A 21035-nucleotide genomic window follows, 5' to 3' on the forward strand; every position below is an offset into this window, starting at 1 on the left:
GTGATTCTACATATAGGTGCAAGCATCTGACAACTGCATTATGACTTCATAATGCAGTTGTCAGATGCTTGCACCTATATGTAGAATCACTGTGAAGATGTTAATTCAATAGTGAATTGGTATCGGGGTGTGGCTGGTATTGGGGATTTAAATACCATGATCGTTATTTTTGGGGGGTAGATTTTTTTTTTTTTTAAGTATATAAGGGACAGTAGAATCCACACGAGTAAGACTGGCGGCAGCGGCAAGTGTATATAAGGGACAGCTCCAGGGATGGGGGCACACCCACCCACCCCTTGATCGCCGATGGGATACTGGCCGGCCGGGCATCGGCCCTCGGCATTGGCGTTATTGGCAACGAGGAGTGCAGCAAACAGCAGCGCCAGAATCACGAGCGCCGGATTACCGCGTAAAGGTTTGAAATCGGCCATTGTCTTGAATCTCCATGATCTCACAACCGATCAGTCTTGCTGGAAGAACGGTTTGGTACAGTCAGAATGGAAAACGGAGCAAGCCTGACTTCCCAAATCCTTGCAGTCCTTGGCTGCCCGCTCCTGCGCCTGTTCTTTCGTCGCCCCGGTGTTGAATCTCATGCCATTGTCCGGTCGTGCAGCCCGGACAACCGCATAGCATTGGTTGTAGTAGGTAAAAACAACTGTGCAGTCGGTAGCTCCGCCCTGCCGGCATCGCTCGACGGCTTGGCGCTCTGCCGAAGCCTTGGCCTGATGCCCAGTAGCAGAACCTGCATCTCCTCCAGGCGAGCTGGCGACTGCACCCCATGTCTTGACCCAGTACCCGGGATTCTCCTGCGGGGCGCTCTGAGCCGCGCCGGGTATGGGTGCGCAGCCTCCAACGCCTTGGCCACCAATCGGGTACTGGCCCCCAGGGCAACGACCTTCGGCATTGGCATTTTCAGTAACGACGAGCACGGCAAACGCCAGCGTCAAAAACCCAAGAAATGTTACCCAGATGCTTGAATCCGGCCATTGCCAAGACTTTTTGGACATCACTGTTGATCACTCGGTGGTCTGATGCTCCGCACCCGTCATCTTCCTTGAAGCCTTGCAGTGCTTCAAGCGACATCCAAAGAGCGGGAGGCAATATGATTCGCCATATCAGCCCTCCTGAAAGAAGGGCTTGGTGCAGTCCGAGTGGATGAACGTGCACTCCTGGCTTCCCGAATTCCGACAATCCTGCGTCGCCCTTTCCAGCGCCTGTTCCTTGGTAGCACCCGCGTTGAACATCGTTCCATTGTCCGGCCGGCCGGTTCTGATGGACGCATAGCACTGGTTGTAATAGGTGTACAGAACCTTGCAATCAGTCGCTCCCCAGTGACCGCAGCGCTCGATCGCCTGTCGCTCGGCCGAGGCCTTGGCCTGATGGCCAGTCGATGCACCCGCATCGCCATTCATGGATCCCGCAACGGCTCCCCACGTCTTAACCCAGTGCCCGGGATTCTCATCAGGCGCGCTCCGGCCTGCACCAGGGATGGGAGCACAGCCGCCCACTCCCTGATCGCCGATCGGATACTGGCCCGGCGGGCAACGACCTTCTGCAAACGCAGAATTGATGTATGCAGAACCCATAAACACGAAAGACAAGCAAAGATATTTCAGAAAACCGTTGGCGCTCATCGTCAGTCCAGCCTCTAATTTCCTTGATTGGCGTTCGCCGCGCCACGTTGACCAGGTGTGGTTCCTCCCGCCCCGCCCGTGCCGTCAAACACTCGGCCCAGACTGTTCTGAGGATTTGCTGCATTGTGGCCCGACGCGGCCTCTGGAGCCGCCGTCGGCGGAGCCGACATGCCCGGCGGACGACCATCGGCACTCGGCGGGTCAGCATTTTTGACGCGCACGCAGCCCACTTCTTCGGGCACGGGGCCGAGCTCCCGAATTCAGCTTCGAGAGTTCATTTCATGATGGCCCCTGCCATTCAGATCCCTCTACCAAAGTGCGATAGGTGTTGGACGTCGGATGTGTCAACCCAGCTCCATAGAGCAATCAGAACTCTTGGAAGATTGGCTCACTGCAATCCGTGTACTTGATCGTGCACTGCCCACCGCCGTGAGCAGCACAGTACTTCAGAACCTCAGTGGAAGCGGCCTCTCTCGTTGGACCGCCGGCCATTGAAATCAATCCTTTAGAGCCCGGAGCCGGATCCGCATAAGCGACGCACTGGTTTTTATACGTTATCCCTACAGAGCAATCTTTCGCACCATATGTCGCACAGCGGGACTGAGCCTCAGCGACGGCCTCGGCCTTTGATCTCTTTCCAACCGAAGCTCCCACATCACCGGTCACAACAGATCGGGATATGGCTCCCCAGGTCTTGATCCACTTACCTATCGCACGCGGCCCGGAACTCCCCTCCCCTTGAGAGGCTGGAATCGGGGCACAGCCACCCGCACCCTGCCCGCCAATCGGATACTGACCTGGCGGGCAGCGCCCCTCCCCATATGCAACTAGTGGGGCAAGGAACAGGAGAATCGGCAATAGAAAATTATTCATTCTCATAAGAAACCACTCGACAGCAGATCAAGAATTTGCGCCAACTTCCCGGCGACGCATCAAGTTAACGATTCACCCCGCGAAGGCCCGTGTCGTGAATCGTTGGCGCTGAGTTCTGTGGCAAGGTCATGCGAGCTGTCCCGGAAGCCGCATCCTGGCCCGCCGTCGGAGCCTCAGTACTGCTAGAGGGCTTCGGAGGAGCGTAATAGCTCCCTGCCGGTTGGCCATTCGGACCAGGCGACACAGCCCCAGCACTACCACCTATCTGCGAATATGCCATGAAGCTACCCAAGGTGCCCTGGAAGAACATGGCCGCCATTGGGGGCGCAGTCAGAATCAGGGTCGTCAGGATCAATCCCATGCCGCCCTGCTGCATCGCCTGACTGGTCATGCCGTCGCTGGACGCGCCCATCAGCGGGAACTTGTTCACCAGCGCTGTCACCCAGAACGAGGCGGACACGCGAATTACCATGTCCAGTGCGATCGACACCATTGCCGCCAGCACCGCCATCGAGAACATGGTTCCAATGCCGTAGAACAGCCATCGCTGGAACAACTGCTTGGTCTGGTCGAACAGAAGGCAAAGAAGGAACAAGGGCCCGAATCCGATGAACAACGCCATTGCTACTTCGTAGAGCAGAAGCATTGAACCCGCAGTTACCGCTGGACCGCCGGTGCCGAGGCCGATAAACCACATGGCCCGGGTCTTGTCTTCCTGCAATCCAGGGTCATTCAGAATCTTGATGCCATCAATGCTGGACAGCGCCACCTGCATCCAAGCCAGACTCTTGTCGATCTGCTCTTCCGGCTTCTGATCCTTGCCAGTGACAACGTGGGTGATCAGGCCCTTCACGTCCTCGGTCAGGAACTCATGAAGATCGCGCCCGAACATGCCCATGCTGGTGGCAACGGCCACAATCAACGCTGCCCGCGCCATGTTGGTTACCAGGACCATCATCGAGTCGCGGCTGCGGCCTGTAACGATTCGATAGCCTTGCAACACTTTTCCACTGTGCAGTAAAAGAACATTTGCCCACTAGGACCGTCGCGCCACTCGATCTCGGTGGGATGTCACGGCAACCATGAGACTAGAACGACTCAAAGATCGGCTCAGAACAATCTGTATATAGAACTTTGCACTGCCCACCACCGATGTCCGCGCAATGGGACAAAACTCGATTTGTAGCCTCCTCCTTGGAGCCTGCAACCGAATAGGAGACGCGCCCCTTACTCCCCCTCTCGGGATCAGCATATGCAACGCACTGGTTCTTATAGGTAGTTCCGACTTTGCAATCTCTAGCGCCATGGGTCGCGCAACGGGAAAGCGCCTCGGACACAGCTTCCTGCTTTGAACGCCTTCCGACTGATGCCCCCATATCGCCCGTGCTTACTGCGGTTGCAATAGCTCCCCAGGTTTTGATCCAGCGGCCTGTCGCGACCGGACCACTCGACCCCACAGCGCCTCCATTAGAGCCCGGTATTGGCGCACATCCACCAACCCCCTGCCCGCCAATCGGATACTGTCCGGGCGGGCAGCGCCCCTCCGCTTGGACATCTGCTGTCACAAGCAAGAACAAAGCAGGGCAAATCCAAAAGAGGGAGATCACAATGCGCTTCACGTTAACTCTCCAATACGCCTGAAATCACTGTCTACCAGGATGAGCAGCTCGCTGGCCAGTTTCCGCAATCCTTGTTGCATCCGACTGCGGCAATGTCATGCGGCTTGTTGACTGATTACTGTAGTCACCGGCGTCTGCAGTACGCCCCTTCTCCGGCTTATCCGGCGTGTAGTAACTACCCGGCGGCTGCCCACTCGGGCCCGGCGCCTGCGCAACCGGGCTGCCACCTATCTGCGAATATGCCATGAAGCTACCCAAGGTGCCCTGGAAGAACATGGCCGCCATTGGGGGCGCAGTCAGAATCAGGGTCGTCAGGATCAATCCCATGCCGCCCTGCTGCATCGCCTGACTGGTCATGCCGTCGCTGGACGCGCCCATCAGCGGGAACTTGTTCACCAGCGCTGTCACCCAGAACGACGCAGACACGCGAATCACCATGTCCAGCGCAATCGAGACCATGGCTGCCAATACCGCCATGGAGAACATGGTTCCGATGCCATAGAACAACCATCGCTGGAACAATTGCTTGGTCTGGTCGAACAGAAGGCAAAGAATGAACAACGGTCCGAATCCGATGAACAACGCCATTGCTACTTCGTAGAGCAGAAGCATTGAACCCGCAGTTACCGCTGGACCACCTGTGCCGAGGCCGATGAACCACATGGCCCGGGTCTTGTCTTCCTGCAATCCAGGGTCATTCAGAATCTTGATGCCATCAATGCTGGACAGCGCCACCTGCATCCAAGCCAGACTCTTGTCGATCTGCTCTTCCGGCTTCTGATCCTTGCCAGTGACAACGTGGGTGATCAGGCCCTTCACGTCCTCGGTCAGGAACTCATGAAGATCGCGCCCGAACATGCCCATGCTGGTGGCAACGGCCACAATCAACGCTGCCCGCGCCATGTTGGTTACCAGGACCATCATCGAGTCGCGGCTGCGGCCGGTGATTATCCGGTAGTCTTGCGGCCCTTTTCCACAGCGCAGCAAACGGGCATCCCCCCCCCCCCTAAGAAAGATGCGCCTTTCGCATCGCATTCTGGATGCCGTCGTTCTCGATCAAACTTCTCGGCGTGCAGCTTCTTCAGCCGCAGGCTCTCACCCCAGACTCTCGAGTCGCTTGGTGTCAAGTGCTTTCATGCCACCAAACTTCCTCACCGCAGGTCGGAACGACGCCTTTTCACGTCCAATCCCCTTGCCATTGAGGATTGGTCTCCAAGCCGCCTCGCACTCAATCCCGGGGCGATGCGAGATCCAGCATCTGATCCGCTGTCACTCATCCTTCCGCCACCACGCACCCGAGTTACGGAAGCCGATTCGCCTCTACACCAAACGCCCGAGTCAGCGCGCAACTACCGGGCACCTCACCATTTCGACCTGCCTGACATTAAATCTTCCAGATTCTTTCCATAAAGGACTGTGCCAGGACGCCAGTCGGACGACCACAGACTCGCGATAGGATTTTTAGAATTCCTCGAAGATCGGCTCAGAGCAAGCGGAATAGACGGCAGCACAATCGCTCCCTCCTTTCGAGGCACAGAGGCGGGAGGCAAACTCCGTGGCACTCTCGATCGTTGCACCGGTACCAAACTGCGTGGTTCCACCTGTGCCCGAGCTGGCGACAACGGCGGCCACGCATTGATTCTTATATGTAATTGTAACCTTACATCCCACTCCGCCGGATTCAGCACACTTCCTCTGCGCCTCCTCAGCGGCCTCCGTCTTCCGTACCCGCCCTGTTGAGGAGCCAGAGGCGCCCGACGGCGCCAATGATATTGCGCCCCAAGTCTTGATCCATTTACCCGTCGCTCTGGGCCCACTGGTAGCTGCACCTTCGCCTCCAGGAATCGGAGCGCAACCACCGACTCCCTTCCCTCCGATCGGGTACTGCCCAGGAGGACATCGCCCCTCAGCCCGAGCCTCAAGGGCCGATGTGGCGAACATGAACACCAACGGCGCTAGCAAATGGATCATTCTCATCAGGCAACTCTCCTTACACAGACAACGCGCATCTCCGCGAGCTAAATAGGTGCCTTGGCAAATCGGCCTGTATCCGGCGGCGTATCGGCAACATGTGGAGATCCAGTTGATCTACCCATCTGCCCCACTCCGCTTGCTCCATGCCCGGTGCTCCCCTTCTCTGGAGCTGGAGGCGTGTAGTAGCTACCCGGCGGCTGCCCACTCGGGCCCGGCGCCTGCGCAACCGGGCTGCCACCTATCTGCGAATATGCCATGAAGCTACCCAAGGTGCCCTGGAAGAACATGGCCGCCATTGGGGGCGCAGTCAGAATCAGGGTCGTCAGGATCAGTCCCATGCCGCCCTGCTGCATCGCCTGACTGGTCATGCCGTCGCTGGACGCGCCCATCAGCGGGAACTTGTTCACCAGCGCCGTCACCCAGAACGAGGCGGACACGCGAATTACCATGTCCAGTGCGATCGACACCATTGCCGCCAGCACCGCCATCGAGAACATGGTTCCAATGCCGTAGAACAGCCATCGCTGGAACAACTGCTTGGTCTGGTCGAACAGAAGGCAAAGAATGAACAAGGGCCCGAATCCGATGAACAACGCCATTGCTACTTCGTAGAGCAGAAGCATTGAACCCGCAGTTACCGCTGGACCACCTGTGCCGAGGCCGATGAACCACATGGCCCGGGTCTTGTCTTCCTGCAATCCAGGGTCATTCAGAATCTTGATGCCATCAATGCTGGACAGCGCCACCTGCATCCAAGCCAGACTCTTGTCGATCTGCTCTTCCGGCTTCTGATCCTTGCCAGTGACAACATGGGTGATCAGCCCCTTCACGTCCTCGGTCAGGAACTCATGAAGATCGCGCCCGAACATGCCCATGCTGGTGGCAACGGCAACAATCAACGCTGCGCGCGCCATGTTGGTTACCAGGACCATCATCGAATCGCGGCTGCGGCCTGTAACGATTCGATAGCCTTGGATCAGCACCCACAAGGTCATGAGGGTCAGCGCGATGCCGCCCACCCACGCCATCATGTTGTCCATCAGGTCGAAGCCGAACTTGCCGATCCTGTCCCGCAGGTAGTCCAGGATCAGCTTGAAGAACACGAAATCGCCAATCGACTGAACACGCGCGACGTGCCCCATCAGATCCTGGAATCCGCCCGAAAAATCAAAGTTGGCAATCGACCTGATCGTCATACCCACATTCCCTTGGTAATACTGCAATCACATGAGGGGCGACGCAGACGCGCGCACCCTTGGTGCTCCATTCCATGCATCAGTCGATGGACAGCGCTGCCTTCAGCGCCGCCGTCTTGACCAGATCACTGGCAATGGTCTTCATCGGGTCGCCCTTCAGCGCTGCCTGTGCGACGACCTTCTGATTGGCTTCCATCACCTCGATGTAGGCATCGTAGGCCTTCTGCTGTGCCTCGAAGGACTTTGCCTTGGCTGCCATGTCGTTCGCGGTGCGCAACGTGTCGTTCTGCGTTGCGTTGACGTTGCCGAGCAGATTGCTGACATTTCGCTGCTTCTCGATTGCATCGAGGCTATCGAAGAACGACGGCATCGTCTTGAGCATGAAGTCCACCGCATCGTTGTACTTGCGGTTCTGCATCATCCGGATGTTCACGCAGATCTGTTGCTGCTGATCTTTCCAATCGCCCTTGAAATTGAAAACGACCCGGGTCGCGAGAGTCTTCAGGTCGGTGCCGATTCCGCAGGTCTCGGCAACCAGATAATTGGGTGGCACCGGCGTCAGCGGGGCGGAATCCGGCAACCCGAAGGAATTCACGATGCCCTGGATCTGGACCATCGTCTCCTGGTACTCCTTGATCGTCTGCGCCCAGTCCCGTGCCCACTGGGTGTTCTCCTTGACGAACTGGTACTTCTCCTGGAAACGGGCCTGGTACGTATTGATCTGATTGAGGATGTGCTGCCACAGTGCAGGACCCGTTTCCTGCACCGGGCCGATGGCGCCCGCATTGGTCGCTGAGAGCGCCAAGGCAACGCCGAGCACCTTGGCCATCGGCTTGAGTACCTTGCGGGCGCTGGCCCGACGCTTGACGTTGTTCATTGGGAAACTCCTGTTGTTCTGATTGACGTCCACTTGCCTGTCTCCTGCTCGCACGGCCATCAGGCCGCGTCGGACCGGGGTTCCTTTCCCGATCCCTTCCGGTTCTTGTAGAAATCTTCCAGCCACTGCTCCGGGCTGAGCTCGTCTACAGTGACGCGATTGCGGACCGCGGCCGTCTGCAGGACCCGATGCATGACATCGATGTTGTCGGTCGAAGCCGAGATCACCGACAGGATGTCGTCCATGCCGCGCAGGTTGAGCTGGCACACGCTGGAGGCATGGCCCTGCTTGACCAGGAAGCAGCGCGAGCGCTCGTCCAGTGCAGTCACCACCCTGAACTCGGCCTCGGTCAGCTTCAGGCCGTCCATGTAGTCGCTCTTGCTGGCATTCGGGTTCGGCAGCAGGATCAGGGTAGCGGTCTGCTCGATCAGGGCGGCGGAGATATCGCTCTTCAGCGCATCTTCCGGGCTCTGCGTAGCGAAGATGCCGAGACCGTTCTGCTTACGGATGGTCTTCTGCTTGTTCTTCGCGAACTCCTTCAGGCCACCTTCGCCGTCCAGGATCTTCCAGAATTCGTCCATCACATAGATCAGCGGACGACCGTCGATCAGCGACTCCAAGCGGTGCAGCAGGTAATTGATCACCGGCACGCGCACTTCAGGATTGTCGATGATGTCGGTGTAGTCGAAGCCGATGATGTTGGCCTTGCTCAGGTCAACGGTATCGATCGGATTATCGAACACCCAGCCCAGCGAGTTGCCCGAGGTCCAGCGGCGCATGCGCGCGTAGAGGCCATCGTCGCCCATATTGGGCAGGCTCTTCTGGAAGTTGGTCATGCTGCGCAGGTGCATCGGCGTATCGAGCATGCTCTCCACCGCGCGGTAGATATCCTCTTCCTCACGGGCGCTGTACTCGCGCTTGCCGGCCAGCACCTTGATCAGGTCAGCCAGGAACTGCAGGTTGGCTTCGTTGTTCTCGCACTGGAACGGGTTGAAGCCGGTCGGTGCGCCGTTCTCCAGGGCCAGATAGTTGCCACCGCAGGCGCGCACGAAGATCTCCGCGCCGCGGTCCTTGTCGAAGAAGAAGATGGTCGGCGACGGCTCGTACTTCTGCACCTGGCTGAGCAGGAAGTTGATCAGCGCGGTTTTACCGGTACCGGACTTGCCGATCACCATGGTATTGGCGATCGCCTTCTCACCCAGCGAATTCTCCGAGGGATGGGTCGCATGGAAATTGAAGTAGTACGGCTGGCCATTGGTGGTCTGCAGCGTGGTGACGCAGTCGCCCCACGGGTTGTTGTGCTGCTTACCGGTGGCGAAGTTGTGCAGCGGCGACAGGCCCAGGAAGTTCAGCGAGCTGACATTGGCCAGGCGTGTGCGATAGCGCCAGTTGCCCGGCAGCTGCGAATAGAACGACGAGGTAACCGCCAGGTCTTCCTTGGTCGATACGAACCCGGCGTTGGACAGCTCGGCGCGGGTCGAGGCGACGTTCTGCGAAAGCTTGGCCTGCGTGTCGCCGTAGACCGCCATGATGAAGTGGTATTCACCCAGCACGAAGTTGCCCGACGACAGCTGATCCATGGCCTGGTCCAGCTCGACGATCTGGCTGACCGCCTTGTCGCCGGAGGAGATCATCATGCCCTTGGTGCGGTCGAGCACCTTCAGCGCGTCCTGGCGCCCCATCGGGCTGAACGAATGGGTGATGACGTATTCGTAGTCGAGGTACTTCAGGCCGTTGAGGATGCCCGGGTAAGTCCCCTCGGCATACTCCTTGATGTTCAGAATGGCGCCGTAGTGATTGGCACCGTTGGGAGTATTGATCGCAAAATCGCCGGTCTTGGCCGAGAACATGTGGCGACTGACCGGCAGGTAATCCTTGATCGGTGCCGACAGCACCGGCACCGGCTCGTCGATGCGATTGATCAGGTAACCGAACAGCTCCAGCGTTTCCGAGAACACCACGCCATTCTTGGCTTCGTACATACCCAGGCGATACGGCGCGTAGTCGCGGATCACGGCCTCGACGTTGCCGGCCAGTTCCATCAACTTCTCTACCGCCTGCTCCTGCTCGGCGCGCAGCTTCTCCACGTTCGCCGACTTTTCGACGAAGCGTTTGCCCGCCACCACCGGGCGATAGATCATGGTCAGGTACAGCTCGTTCTGCATGATGCGCTGCGAGGACAGCATGCCCATGTACTGGTCGGAAACGTCCTGGTTGAAGCGCTGCCTGTAGTTGCTCTTGCCCTTCAACGTGCGACGGCGACGGATGTCGTGCACCCAGAAAGCCACGTTGACAAAGTCAGGCGCGCGCAACGTCTGCAGCAGACGGTTGAACGTGTTGTGGCGATGCTCGAGCTCCCACTCCTCTCGGCCGACAAACGGCAGCCCTTCCAGATGCCAGGTCAGCAGGTAGTCGCCGCCCGTGGTCTTGACCACGTTCGGGGCGACATGCGACGACAACGGGATGAACTCACTGATGGAGGTATCAGGGCTGAACATACGACTGCTTCCAAAGAGGTACTGCCAAGAAGTTTCAAGAGACCTGGCGGGCGCGGATGCCCGCCAGGCCGGATCCGGACCTCAATCCATTCGGGCCGGCTTGTTGCGGTAATGGTTGGGGTTGAGCACCCACATGCCATCGTGCTCCTGCACGTTGCGCACCTTCAGCTTGAACATCAGGCGCAGGCCCAGCAGACGGAAGATCATTTCGTCACGCTTGGCCATGTGCCGCATGATGAAGACCGCCACCGGAATGGTGAGCAGGAACCAGAAGTTCGTGTACATGCTGAGCAGCAACAGCCCGCCTGCCACCATGAAGAATGGCAGGTAGGGAACGCCCAGGAACATCGCTGGACGCGTGCAGCCGCGGAACACGACGTTCTTATGCACTGTAGTACTGGATCACGTGGTTGATCAGGTAGGAGGTGCTGGTGCCACCACCGCACTTGCCGTCGCTGCCATCACCCAGCAGCATGCGCGCGATCTGGCCTGCGGCGCCGATCAGCACGCCACCGATCAGGATCGGGGCGACGTCAGCGATGCGCTTGTGCGCGAAGGCGATCTGGTAACCAGCGAAGATCACCGCGATGGTGACCACGGCGATCGAGGCGATGTTCAGCAGGCCGTTGATGTTGTTGAAGAAGCTGCAGACCTTCTTGTCGGTGCCGCCGAAGTCGGTGGCGCCGTTGGCGAAGACTTGCGGGGCAAACAGTGCGCCGACGAACAGAGTGGCCATCAGCAGGGTCTTCAGCGTGCGCTGGGCCTGGACGAGGTCGAGATTGGATCGCTTCATGGATTGATTTCCTTGTTGATGGACTAACACAACTGAATCGACCAGCCGGGGGACTGGCCGTACCACGACTTCGTCAGAACACGAAGGCCGCATCCCCTGCGGGAATCTGCTGCACCGGCGCGGACTGTGCCGGCGCGTTGTATGAATTGCCATTACCTGCCACCGGCAGATTCCGCTCACTCCAGGGCCGCAGCATCACGGGCCCCTCATTGCTGGCGGTGGTACCCGGCAACTGCTGCGGCATGGCCATCCCCTGCACTGCGCCCTGAGGTGGAAACTGCTGCGGCATGGCAGCGGCCTGCTGCTGCGGTTGGGCCGGCTGCATCATCCGGTCAACTGAACCCAGTACCACTTTCGAAAGCGCCTGGTCGGCGATGTTCAGCAGGCTGCCCCGCGCCATTGCACCGGTGGACGGATACACGACATACGCGCGTGCCGGGTCTTCCGACGGCACGTATACCGGGCCATTCGACTGGGCAACGATGCGTGCCTGCGCCGGCGACGCCAACTGCGGATGATGCTCGACCTTCACGCTGCGGCGTTCGCCGCGACTCACCACGTCGATCGGTGCAACACCATTGCTGGCAAGCTGCTGCCCGCGGCGCATCGAGTCATAGACCTTCTGCACATAGCCATGGCGGAAGCCGGTCTCGAAATTGCCCGAGTAGTAGCAACTGAATGACTTGCCCCAGTCACCACCGGAGCGCTTGTAGCACTCGGCGAGGATCCGAGAACCCGCTTGCAGGTTCGGGCATTGCTGGAAAGCCTTCTCGTAGGAATCCAGACCGTACTTGCCGAGGTTATAGCGGTTGACCTGGGCTAGCCCGATGGAGAAGTTGTAGCCTTTCTCTTCCAGCATCCGAACCGTCGCCAGTGCCTCGTCCAGCGCCTTGGGCTGGCGCACCAGAGCGCCACCGACTACGCCGATGGCATAAGGGTTGCGTGACGATTCAACGTTGATGACGTGCTGCATCACGTCCATCGACACCGCCATCTCCGGGCACGCCATCATCTCCAGTCCTGGCAGCATCCTTCAGCCCTCCTGCCCCTGGGCACGCCCAGGATTGAAATCGATACCGGTGATGTAGCGCGAACCGGCGTGCGCCTTGATATGCACGACGATGTCGATGGTCATCATCAACAGTCGCTTGATCACGTTGAACTCCAGGCCCGAACCTTCGGTGGAGGCCTTCACCATGAGGGCCAACTGGTCCCAGGTCTGCTCCGGACTGCCTGCATGGCAGCTGGTGATCGAACCCGGGTGGCCCGATGCGCAGTTGCGGATGAAGTAGAACGCCTCGTCACCGCGCAGCTCGGCCAGGATGATGCGCTCGGGCTTCATGCGCAGGCAGGCTTCCATGCAGCTCTTGGCACTGACATTGCTGGTGCTCTGCCCACCCTTGGAGTACAGCAGGTGCACCACATTGGGTTGGGTCAGAAACAGCTCGCGCGCGTCCTCGATCGTGACCAGGCGTTCGTTGTCCGGAATATGATTGACCAGCGCTTTCATGAAGGTGGTCTTGCCGCTACCGGTCGCACCGGATACCACGATGTTCTTGCGGTACATCACCGCACGCCGGAAGAACTCTGCGTACTCGCGCTGCTGACGCAGCTCCAGCAGCTCGCGATCCTGCTCGCTGATGCTGCCATCGCTTTCCAGGATCTGGTTGAAGAACCCATCTTCGTGATACTGGCTGAGCGACTTGGTGTGCTTGGACGGCAGACGGATGGTGATCGACACCTTGCCTGCATCGCACGCCGGCGGAATCACGAACTGGGCACGCTGGCCGGTGGGAAACGTGAGCGAGACCACCGGATCGGCATCGGTGATGCGCTGGCCGGTGTTGCTCTCGTTCACCACCGCCGTGCAGAACTGCCGGGCCCGCTCGAAGGTCAGGCCCGGCACGTCCACCCGTTGCCACCCTGCCCGGGTTTCCAGGTACAGCTCACCGGGACGGTTGATGCAGATTTCCGTCACGTCCGGGGATGTCATGTACTCGGCGATGCCCAGCACTTCGTACTGATAGCGCAGGAAATCGCTGGAGACGAGGGCAAGGGGTGACACTTCGGCGTCCATGATCGTTCGTTGGGTTACCGGCGAGGATGCAGCACGCTCGTGAAGTCGACGTCCTTGGCGACGTACACATTCACGATGGTGCCTTGGTTGATGGTCACGGTCGGCGGGCGACGTTGGCTGAGCGACTCGTTGGCCAGGCGTTCCATGGTGCGCGCGGTGGCGCTCTCATAGGGCGACTGGATGGTCATGCCGTTGTTGGCCACCGTGGTGGTCTCCGGGCCATGTTCGGCGGCGGCGTACTTGAACGCGTCGGCCAACAGGCTGATCATCAGCGCCGAGGCGATACGACTGCCCCAGTGCGCGCTGTACTGGCCCGGGTGGCCTGCGCCACCCAGCTGATCAACGCCCGGGCTGGACATTGCCACGTCAATACCGTTCGGCGTGGTGATTCGGTCCCAGATCACTTCCACCCGCTTGCCGGTAGGACCACCGCCATAGGCGCCATAGATCTTGGAGCCCTTCGGCAGCAGCAGATTGCGGCCGTTGATCGAGTACACCGGCTCTGTCACCAGGCACGAGGTGTAGCCCGCGATGTCAGTGATGATGCGGGTTTCCAGTACACAGCGCAGATAGGTTCCTCGCACCAGCAGCGCATCGGGGCTGCGGATGTAGCTGGCATTGGACACGTCATCCACGTCGGGGCCACGACGCACGCGCGCTGGCGCTGCATTCTGCTGCCCGTTCATCTGCTGCAGCATTGCCCGCGTGTATTCGTCCATGCCCGCCTGCTGCGAGCGCTCCTCATCCTGTGAACCGCCATTGCCAACGAAACCGTCGGCACTGGCACCCATCCGACGTTCGGCAAGCGTCGGACCACGAGGGCCCGCGGAGCGATCTTCCAACGTCACTGGCGGCTCAGGGCGGCTCGGCCCCAATGGAGGCGGCGGCAACATCGGAATCGGATCAACGGGCTGCATTGCCTGCGCCGGACCCGGATCGGTCTGGACAGCATCCGGCAGTGTTGGCGTGCTCGCGCGCGCAACATCCGGCACCTTCGGCGCATCGTCCTTGTCTTGGCCCTTGCGGAAAAGCAGGAAGCCCATGGCAACAAGCAGCACCACGATACCGCCCAGGAACAGCAGCGCCTTGCGGTTCAATCGCTGCTCTTCAGCCGAGCGCAGCTGCGGCGCGGCCGCGTCCAGATCCGGTGCAGGCTCAGCCTGGGTCGTGCCGAAGTACGGATTCGTCTGCGCCTCCGGAGCAGCCTGTGCACCGTACGGACTCTGGCTCTCGTCGCGTCCGTTGTTCGGGTCGTTTCCGGGAGTGTTCTGCTGGCTCATTTCTTCACGTTCCTTCGCAGGCCGACGACGAAGTCGCCGTGGCGGATGACCAGGTACGGGTAGGTCCCGTGCACGATCAGCGTATTGCCTTCAACCGTGGTGTTGACCACGAAGTCTTCACCGTATTCCGTTTCACGGCCGAACACGGCCGGGAAGATGCCGGTCTTGTACTCCGGCGAATTCGGTAGTTTCAGGTAAGTGAAACGGCTGTCGTCGTAGGCGTTGACCGGGATCAGCCAGCCCATCTTCTTCGCCTTGCTGGTCGAATAGGAGTAGTTGAAGTTGTACTGGCGGTCCTTGGCCAGTTCAGAGCTCAACAGCGGCTGCGCCTCCTCTTCCACCGCTTCCTGCGCGACGCCGAACACGGTGTCGTTCGGGTAGGTGAAGGCGATCTTGTACTGCACGCCAGCACGACGGGCCTGTTCCAGCTGGCGCCAGTCAGTGGCCACCACCTTCAGCTCGAAGATGTAGGAATGGGTCTCGGTGCGCACCATCATGTTGGTGTCGACGTCGACGTTCTTCGGCTTGAGATAGAACACGTTCTCGCGACGGGTCAGTTCCCAGCCGCTGCTAAAGCCGGTGCTGTAGTCGAGGATCTTCTCGTTCGGGCTCAACTCGATCTGGGTGGTCAGGCCCAGGCCGGTGCGAACCGGATAGATGCGGTCCTTCTCGTACTCGTAATGGTCCACCGCCTGCGCCATCGCCGCTGCTGAAAACAACAGCGACAACATCGACAGCAGCGCCAGTGCGCTTCCCCTGATATTTCGACTACTCATCGGTTGCTTGCTCCATCAGCAGTTCCGGTGGAATTGTTCTGCGCCGGCCTCATGGCCGGCTGTCCGGGCATGGCCTGCCCCGGCATTGCTTGCCCCTGCACCGGCTGACCCGGCATGGGCTGCCCCTGTACGGGCTGACCCGGCATCAGCTGGCCCGGCGTCGGGCCATTGGCCGGGACGGCGACCGGCTGGCCGGTGGCCGGATCGATCATCGTGGCCGCGGCCGGGTTGTTGGGATCGTAGACACCCTGGGCCTGCTGCGCGGCCTGTGCAGCCTGCTGCGCCTGCGCCTGCATGGCGCCGTCATCCGGCACCGGGACGCCACGGGAATAGTCGTTGTCGACGCGATACTCGGTGACCTGGAAGGCCAGCGGATTGAGGATGCGATCCTGCTCGGACAGCGCCAGGTTCTGGTTGTAGCCGAAGCGCATCGTCACCAGCTGGTTGTCCAGGTAGGTGGCAACGCCAGTGCGCTTATCCAGCAGGCTGCGCTGGATGCGCACCGAAGCGCCGCGGAAGCTGCCGTTCGCTTCGGCGCCCAGCGGCGTGATGCTGAGGATCTTGACCCGGATGGCACGCTCGCGGCCATACATCACGAACGGGTTCTGCGGGTTGTTGCCGGCATAGCGCACGCGCATGGACTGCGCCACCGGATCGGTGGACATCACGAACACCAGTTCCCAATCGCGCAGGCCCATCACCGCCGAGTCGTACGACTCGCGCGCCAGTACGTACTGGGCCACATTGCTGCGATTGATCGCTTCGTTGCTGGTAATCGTCTCGCCCTGGAAGGTCCCACTCAGGCGCGCGACCGTCGCGGTACCCGTGTACGCATCGGCCATCACCAGGAACGGCACCTTCTCCTTCAGCGGCAGCATGTAGTAGTAGCCGCCCGCCAGTGCGAGCGACATCAGCAACGAGCCCGTGGCGACCCACCAGGCACGGCGCTCGCTGCGACGCGCCATGTCGGCCACGGTGATCTCGTAGCTGACCGCCTTGGCGACCGACTGCTCGACCTTGGGACTGTTGCCGGGATCCTTCTTGCGGAACATGGATTCTTCCGTACTGCTGAAACATCAATGGGCATGGAGCCCCTGCGACAGGCGCGGGGAGCGGCACGTTCGATGGTTTCGAGGTGGACTCAGGTGCCGCTGTTGGAATCAGCGCCCTGCGCCGACGCGGTGGGCGTCGAGCCAGCGCTCTGCACAACGATCTGGTTGCCAACAATGGAGACGGAGATGCCTTGCGCCGAATACGCCGAAGTCAGATCGATCACGGCCTGCTGCGCATTGGTGGTGTCGATCTTCGAGACCGCGCCGTACAGCGTGAAGTCCGAGTTGAGGCGGTAGTCCAGTGTTCGTCCGGAATCCTTGGCCCAGCGCTCGAGCATGGCTTTGAGCGTGCCATCCATCGGCGAGGCCTGGTAGACGTAGCTGGAATACAGCGGGATCTCGGTCGTCGCCACGGCAAAGCGGTTGACCGGCTTCCAGCGCCCACCGAAATCGGGGGCGGACTTGGTGGCACACCCTGCCACCATCAGCGCCGCGACTGCGGCGATGGAGATTTTCGCGATAAACGCCTGATTCATACGGGCTTCACTTTGACGTACGAAAAAGCAGTCCCGAGCGTTGGTTCCCTGGCCGTCCGGCGCTGCATGGCGCACGCCGGAATCGGGGAGACGCGCTGGCATGCAGCACACCTGCCCCGGCTCCCCTGCAGCCCGAAAACTGCCAACCAGGTCGCGGGGCCGCCAGACATTGCCGACGACACACCCGCACACCCTCACCAACGTCGAAACCATCCTTGTTTCCATGGCACAAACTCCTGGCCACCCTGCGTTACAACTTTTGCCATCCAGCACACACTTCTGGATGACGAACACAGAGTTACACAACCACGCGTCAATTCCATGTCAGACAAGTCTGAAAATCCATGAACAGATGCCTAATTTTTGACTCAGCTCACGGTTTCACGTCAGTGAATATGAATCTACGTCACAAATTTAGCGACGTGAATTAGACGTTAAGCATCGGAACGTCGACCTTCGGCAGCAGCCGCGATGTGAAATAGCGATCCTTGTAATAGCGGATCTTGTCGCACTTCACCGGATGCGGTATGCCCTCGTAGAGGAATACTTCCTTGTCCGGCCCCATCGCCTTCAGCTCCTGCGGCAGCATCAGTGCACGCCGCTCTTCGGTGAAGTTGTGGGTCTTCTCGCGGGCATGGGTGACGTTTTTCTTGCGGATGGTGGTGTAGCCCAGCATGTCCGAGTAGTCGTTGGCGTCCTGCTGCTCGCGCGGCGCGTACAGGATCTGCAGCGCGTGGTTGGTGATGATCGTGCGTGACACTTCCCGGCCGTAGGTGGCGTCAAGCTGGGACATGCTCTGGATGATCGGCAGCAGGCGGATGTTGTAACCGGCCATGTAGGACACCGCCGAGGCGATGATCTCGACCTTGCCGATTGAGGTGAATTCGTCCATCAGCAACAGGCACTGGTACTTCAGGTCCGGGTTGGACTTGGGCAGTTCCTTGGTGTTGAGGTTGATCAGCTGGCTGAAGAACAGATTGATGATCAGCCGGCTCTCGGCCAGCTTGTTCGGCTGGATGCCGATGTAGATGGTCATCTTCTTCTTGCGCACGTCGGTCAGCAGGAAGTCGTTGCTGCTGGTGGCCTTGTCCAGCACCGGGTTGATCCAGGGATTGAGCGGTTCCTTGAAGGTGCCCAGGATCGAAGCGAAGGTCTCGTCGGCCTGGGACAGCATGTTGGCGAACGCCGAACGCGCGTTGGCGCTGAGGAACGACCGCTCCGACAGGGCCTTGAGGTACTTCTTCAGATCGGTGCCGTCGCCCGATGACAACCGGTAGACAGCGCCCAGCGTGGGCGTGCCCGAGCCGCCCGGGAAACCGCTGCTGCGCTCGTCGTCCCAGTTTTCGAACAGATACAGGGTGAAGGCCATGAACGCGTTGCGCGCCTGGCTGACCCAGAATTTCTGGTCCTCGGCCCCATCCGGATACAGCATCGCGGCAATGCTCATCAGGTCCGACACCCGGAACGCCGGGTCATCGGAGACATAACTGAGCGGGTTCCAGCGGTGCGTGCGCCGATCCTCGGCGAAGGGATTGAACAGGTAGATTTCCTGCCCCTGGCTGGCACGCCAGCCACTGGTCAGGTCGAAGTTCTCCTGCTTGATGTCCAGCACCACCAGCGATTCGCCGTACTCCAGCAGGTTCGGGATGACGACGCCCACGCCCTTGCCTGAACGGGTGGGTGCCGCCAGGATCACGAACTGCTGGCCGTCCAGCCGCACCAGCTTGCCGCCATGGCTGCCGACCACGATGCTCTGGCCGGTCTTCTTGAACATGCCGTGCTTGGACAGGTCGGCGCCGGTGGCGAAACGCGCGTCGCCATGCAGCGAGCGCTTGTCCTTCTTCAGCAGCAGCACCAGGCCGGTCACCACCAGTACCAGCAACGGCAGGCCGAAACCGAGATAGCCGCCCCACTTGATCTTGCCCACGAACGGCGCGACCTGTGGCTGGTCCAGTGCATTGAAATACTGGTAATAGGTGTTCCAGGTGAACAGCTTGGTGTCCAGCCCCAGCAACAGCAGGGTCAGGTAACCGGAAAACACGAAACCAAGCAGCAGGGTCGCCAGCGTGATGATGGCGATGAGCAGATACTTCTTACTGGGCAACACCCGAATCCTCCATGATGCGCACGAGGGCGCGACGGCCTAGCGGCGGCGCCAGCGCGACGCCTTCTTCCGCAGGTGGTTTTCGTTCTCCAGCCCGGGCTCCTCGCCCTCTTCACGCACCCGCTGCAACAGCAGCTGGCGCGCTTCGGCCAGTGACACCAGGTCGGTCAGACGATCCCCATCGTCGGCGACGACCGCATGGCCGACCACATCGCCCGGAGCGTACACCGGCGCGTAGGACACCGCTACCAGCTGATAGCGGCCGCGCGTCTCCAGCACATGCCTGAACTCCTGCATCGACATCCCCCTTGTTCCAGCATTCCGCAGCCCCTGTGTTTCGCATCATGCCGACGTCCATGTCGTCATTACATGCAGGGCGCCGACAACAGTGCGCCGAACCGGCTGTCATACCGAGCCCATGCCCGGCGTGCCGCAATCCCATCGATCAAACGCTGATTTACCCCCAGCGTGGCTGCTGCTGTTGCGGTGCAGCAGTACAATGGCGAGCTCCCCGCCCCCATCGCGCCCCCGCATGAGCCCCAACTCTTCCCTGGCTGCGCGGCTGACGCCCCGTCAGCGCACCTTGATCATCCTTGCCCTGTCCCTGGGCGGCTTCGCCATCGGCACCAGTGAATTCGCCAGCATGGGTCTGATGCTGGAGATCAGCCGCGGCCTGTCGATCTCCGAAACCCAGGTCGGCCACCTGATCAGCGCCTATGCCATCGGCGTGGTGGTCGGTGCGCCGATCCTCGCCTTCGTGGGTGCCAGCTTCCCTCGCCGCAAGCTGCTGCTGGCACTGATGGGCTTCTATGCTGTCGGCAACCTGGCCAGCGCACTGGCACCGAACTACGGCACGATGCTGATCGCGCGCTTTGTCGCCGGCCTGCCGCATGGCGCCTACTTCGGGGTGGCGATGCTGGTGGCGGCGGCGATCAGCCCGGCCGGCCAGCGCGGCCAGGCGATGTCGCGGGTACTGCTGGGCCTGTCGATTGCGATCCTGGTCGGCAATCCGCTGACCACCTGGCTGGGCCAGCAGCTGAGCTGGCGCACCGCCTTTGCCCTGGTCAGCGTGCTGGCGATAGCCACCGTGGCGATGATCGCGCGCTTCCTGCTGCCCGATCCGGACGAAGTGCGCACCTCGCCGATGCGCGAACTGCGCGCCTTCAACACCACCCAGGTGTGGCTGGCGCTGGCGATCGGCGCCGTTGGCTTCGCCGGCATGTTCTGCGTGTTCACCTACCTGGCACCGACCCTGGTGCAGGTCACCGGCGTAGCCGAATCCTGGATGCCGCTGGCGGTGGGCGTGTTCGGCATCGGCGCGATCATCGGCAACATCGCCGGTGGCTGGCTGGTCGACAAGTTCCACTTCAAGGCCGCCGCGGTGGTGCTGCTGTGGTCGATCGTGATGCTGCTGCTGTATCCGCTGGCTGCGCAGTCGGTGTGGACCATCGGCCCGATGATCATTACCGTCGGCACCATGGGCGCGCTGGCGGCGGTGCTGCAGACGCGCCTGATGGACGTGGCCGGCGAAGCGCAGACCCTGGCCGCTGCCTCCAACCATGCCGCCTTCAATACCGCCAATGCACTCGGCCCGTGGCTGGGTGGCATGGCGATCAGCGCCGGCTTCAGCCCGGCCAGCACCGGCTATGTCGGTGCAGCCACCGCGATCGGCGGCCTGCTGCTGTGGTGCGTGGCGGTGATGCTGGACAAGAAGCGGAAGGCAGCCGGCGTGGGCAGCCACTGACC

The 21035-nt window shown here is 60.5% G+C and carries 20 protein-coding genes and 2 pseudogenes; 1 reads left to right on the forward strand and 21 read right to left on the reverse strand.

Going from position 1 to position 21035, the window contains the following annotated elements; all coding sequences use genetic code 11:
- Positions 1 to 86: 86 nt before the first annotated feature.
- From EKL94_RS22890 to EKL94_RS18225, 21 genes and pseudogenes are all read right to left on the reverse strand, one after another.
- Positions 87 to 431, reverse strand: coding sequence for a hypothetical protein (locus EKL94_RS22890; RefSeq protein WP_440862118.1), 345 nt, complete (start codon positions 429 to 431; stop codon positions 87 to 89).
- 30 nt (positions 432 to 461) lie between these two features.
- Positions 462 to 1007, reverse strand: a complete 546-nt coding sequence (locus EKL94_RS18130; RefSeq protein ID WP_126930118.1) for a DUF4189 domain-containing protein — start codon at positions 1005 to 1007, stop codon at positions 462 to 464.
- Positions 1008 to 1115: 108 nt separating this feature from the next.
- Positions 1116 to 1634 carry a DUF4189 domain-containing protein gene (locus tag EKL94_RS18135; RefSeq protein ID WP_260473458.1) on the reverse strand — a complete coding sequence of 173 codons (519 nt, stop codon included), beginning with the start codon at positions 1632 to 1634 and terminating at the stop codon, positions 1116 to 1118.
- Between the two features lie 366 nt (positions 1635 to 2000).
- On the reverse strand, positions 2001 to 2513 hold the full coding sequence (locus EKL94_RS18140) for a DUF4189 domain-containing protein (RefSeq protein WP_126930119.1): 513 nt from the start codon (positions 2511 to 2513) through the stop codon (positions 2001 to 2003).
- A gap of 58 nt (positions 2514 to 2571) precedes the next feature.
- A pseudogene (locus EKL94_RS18145) lies at positions 2572 to 3510 on the reverse strand (type IV secretion system protein); the annotation flags it as partial.
- An 85-nt stretch (positions 3511 to 3595) separates the two neighbouring features.
- Positions 3596 to 4126: a DUF4189 domain-containing protein gene (locus EKL94_RS18150; RefSeq protein ID WP_312023663.1), complete on the reverse strand. Its 531-nt coding sequence runs from the start codon at positions 4124 to 4126 to the stop codon at positions 3596 to 3598.
- 24 nt (positions 4127 to 4150) lie between these two features.
- Positions 4151 to 5089, reverse strand: a pseudogene (locus EKL94_RS18155) (type IV secretion system protein); the annotation flags it as partial.
- A 498-nt stretch (positions 5090 to 5587) separates the two neighbouring features.
- On the reverse strand, positions 5588 to 6103 hold the full coding sequence (locus EKL94_RS18160) for a DUF4189 domain-containing protein (protein ID WP_126930121.1): 516 nt from the start codon (positions 6101 to 6103) through the stop codon (positions 5588 to 5590).
- Between the two features lie 41 nt (positions 6104 to 6144).
- Positions 6145 to 7296, reverse strand: coding sequence for a TrbL/VirB6 family protein (locus tag EKL94_RS18165; protein WP_260473460.1), 1152 nt, complete (start codon positions 7294 to 7296; stop codon positions 6145 to 6147).
- Positions 7297 to 7375: 79 nt separating this feature from the next.
- On the reverse strand, positions 7376 to 8173 hold the full coding sequence (locus tag EKL94_RS18170; RefSeq protein ID WP_049398226.1) for a hypothetical protein: 798 nt from the start codon (positions 8171 to 8173) through the stop codon (positions 7376 to 7378).
- A gap of 59 nt (positions 8174 to 8232) precedes the next feature.
- Complete coding sequence (locus EKL94_RS18175; RefSeq protein WP_032129524.1) at positions 8233 to 10671, reverse strand: VirB4 family type IV secretion/conjugal transfer ATPase; 2439 nt, start codon at positions 10669 to 10671, stop codon at positions 8233 to 8235.
- Positions 10672 to 10752: 81 nt separating this feature from the next.
- Complete coding sequence (locus tag EKL94_RS18180; protein WP_006374695.1) at positions 10753 to 11061, reverse strand: VirB3 family type IV secretion system protein; 309 nt, start codon at positions 11059 to 11061, stop codon at positions 10753 to 10755.
- Positions 11054 to 11464 (reverse strand): TrbC/VirB2 family protein, encoded by a 411-nt coding sequence (locus EKL94_RS18185; RefSeq protein ID WP_006374697.1) that lies wholly within the window; start codon positions 11462 to 11464, stop codon positions 11054 to 11056. The genes EKL94_RS18180 and EKL94_RS18185 overlap by 8 nt, the downstream gene beginning before the upstream one ends.
- A gap of 73 nt (positions 11465 to 11537) precedes the next feature.
- The gene (locus tag EKL94_RS22895; RefSeq protein ID WP_126930122.1) at positions 11538 to 12494 is read right to left on the reverse strand and encodes a lytic transglycosylase domain-containing protein; all 957 of its coding nucleotides are present in this window, start codon (positions 12492 to 12494) and stop codon (positions 11538 to 11540) included.
- A 3-nt stretch (positions 12495 to 12497) separates the two neighbouring features.
- A complete protein-coding gene (gene virB11 / locus EKL94_RS18195) occupies positions 12498 to 13541 on the reverse strand; it encodes a P-type DNA transfer ATPase VirB11 (protein ID WP_126930123.1) in 1044 nt (347 codons plus the stop codon).
- Positions 13542 to 13555: 14 nt separating this feature from the next.
- Positions 13556 to 14821, reverse strand: coding sequence for a TrbI/VirB10 family protein (locus EKL94_RS18200; RefSeq protein WP_006374750.1), 1266 nt, complete (start codon positions 14819 to 14821; stop codon positions 13556 to 13558).
- Positions 14818 to 15597 (reverse strand): TrbG/VirB9 family P-type conjugative transfer protein, encoded by a 780-nt coding sequence (locus EKL94_RS18205; protein WP_006374751.1) that lies wholly within the window; start codon positions 15595 to 15597, stop codon positions 14818 to 14820. Before EKL94_RS18205 ends, EKL94_RS18200 begins: the two co-directional genes overlap by 4 nt.
- The gene (locus EKL94_RS18210; RefSeq protein ID WP_126930124.1) at positions 15594 to 16649 is read right to left on the reverse strand and encodes a VirB8 family type IV secretion system protein; all 1056 of its coding nucleotides are present in this window, start codon (positions 16647 to 16649) and stop codon (positions 15594 to 15596) included. The genes EKL94_RS18205 and EKL94_RS18210 overlap by 4 nt, the downstream gene beginning before the upstream one ends.
- An 89-nt stretch (positions 16650 to 16738) precedes the next feature.
- Positions 16739 to 17185: a hypothetical protein gene (locus tag EKL94_RS18215; RefSeq protein WP_010484845.1), complete on the reverse strand. Its 447-nt coding sequence runs from the start codon at positions 17183 to 17185 to the stop codon at positions 16739 to 16741.
- A 427-nt stretch (positions 17186 to 17612) separates the two neighbouring features.
- Entirely contained in the window at positions 17613 to 19292 is a 1680-nt protein-coding gene (locus EKL94_RS18220) for a type IV secretory system conjugative DNA transfer family protein (RefSeq protein WP_126930125.1), read from the reverse strand.
- Positions 19293 to 19328: 36 nt separating this feature from the next.
- Positions 19329 to 19586, reverse strand: coding sequence for a hypothetical protein (locus EKL94_RS18225; protein ID WP_029379975.1), 258 nt, complete (start codon positions 19584 to 19586; stop codon positions 19329 to 19331).
- Between the two features lie 235 nt (positions 19587 to 19821).
- Here EKL94_RS18225 and EKL94_RS18230 point away from each other — a divergent pair, with 235 nt between their 5' ends.
- The gene (locus EKL94_RS18230; RefSeq protein ID WP_049448503.1) at positions 19822 to 21033 is read left to right on the forward strand and encodes an MFS transporter; all 1212 of its coding nucleotides are present in this window, start codon (positions 19822 to 19824) and stop codon (positions 21031 to 21033) included.
- Positions 21034 to 21035: the final 2 nt, after the last annotated feature.

The sequence above is a fragment of the Stenotrophomonas maltophilia genome, from assembly GCF_003970865.1.
GTDB classification, from domain to species: domain Bacteria; phylum Pseudomonadota; class Gammaproteobacteria; order Xanthomonadales; family Xanthomonadaceae; genus Stenotrophomonas; species Stenotrophomonas maltophilia_AR.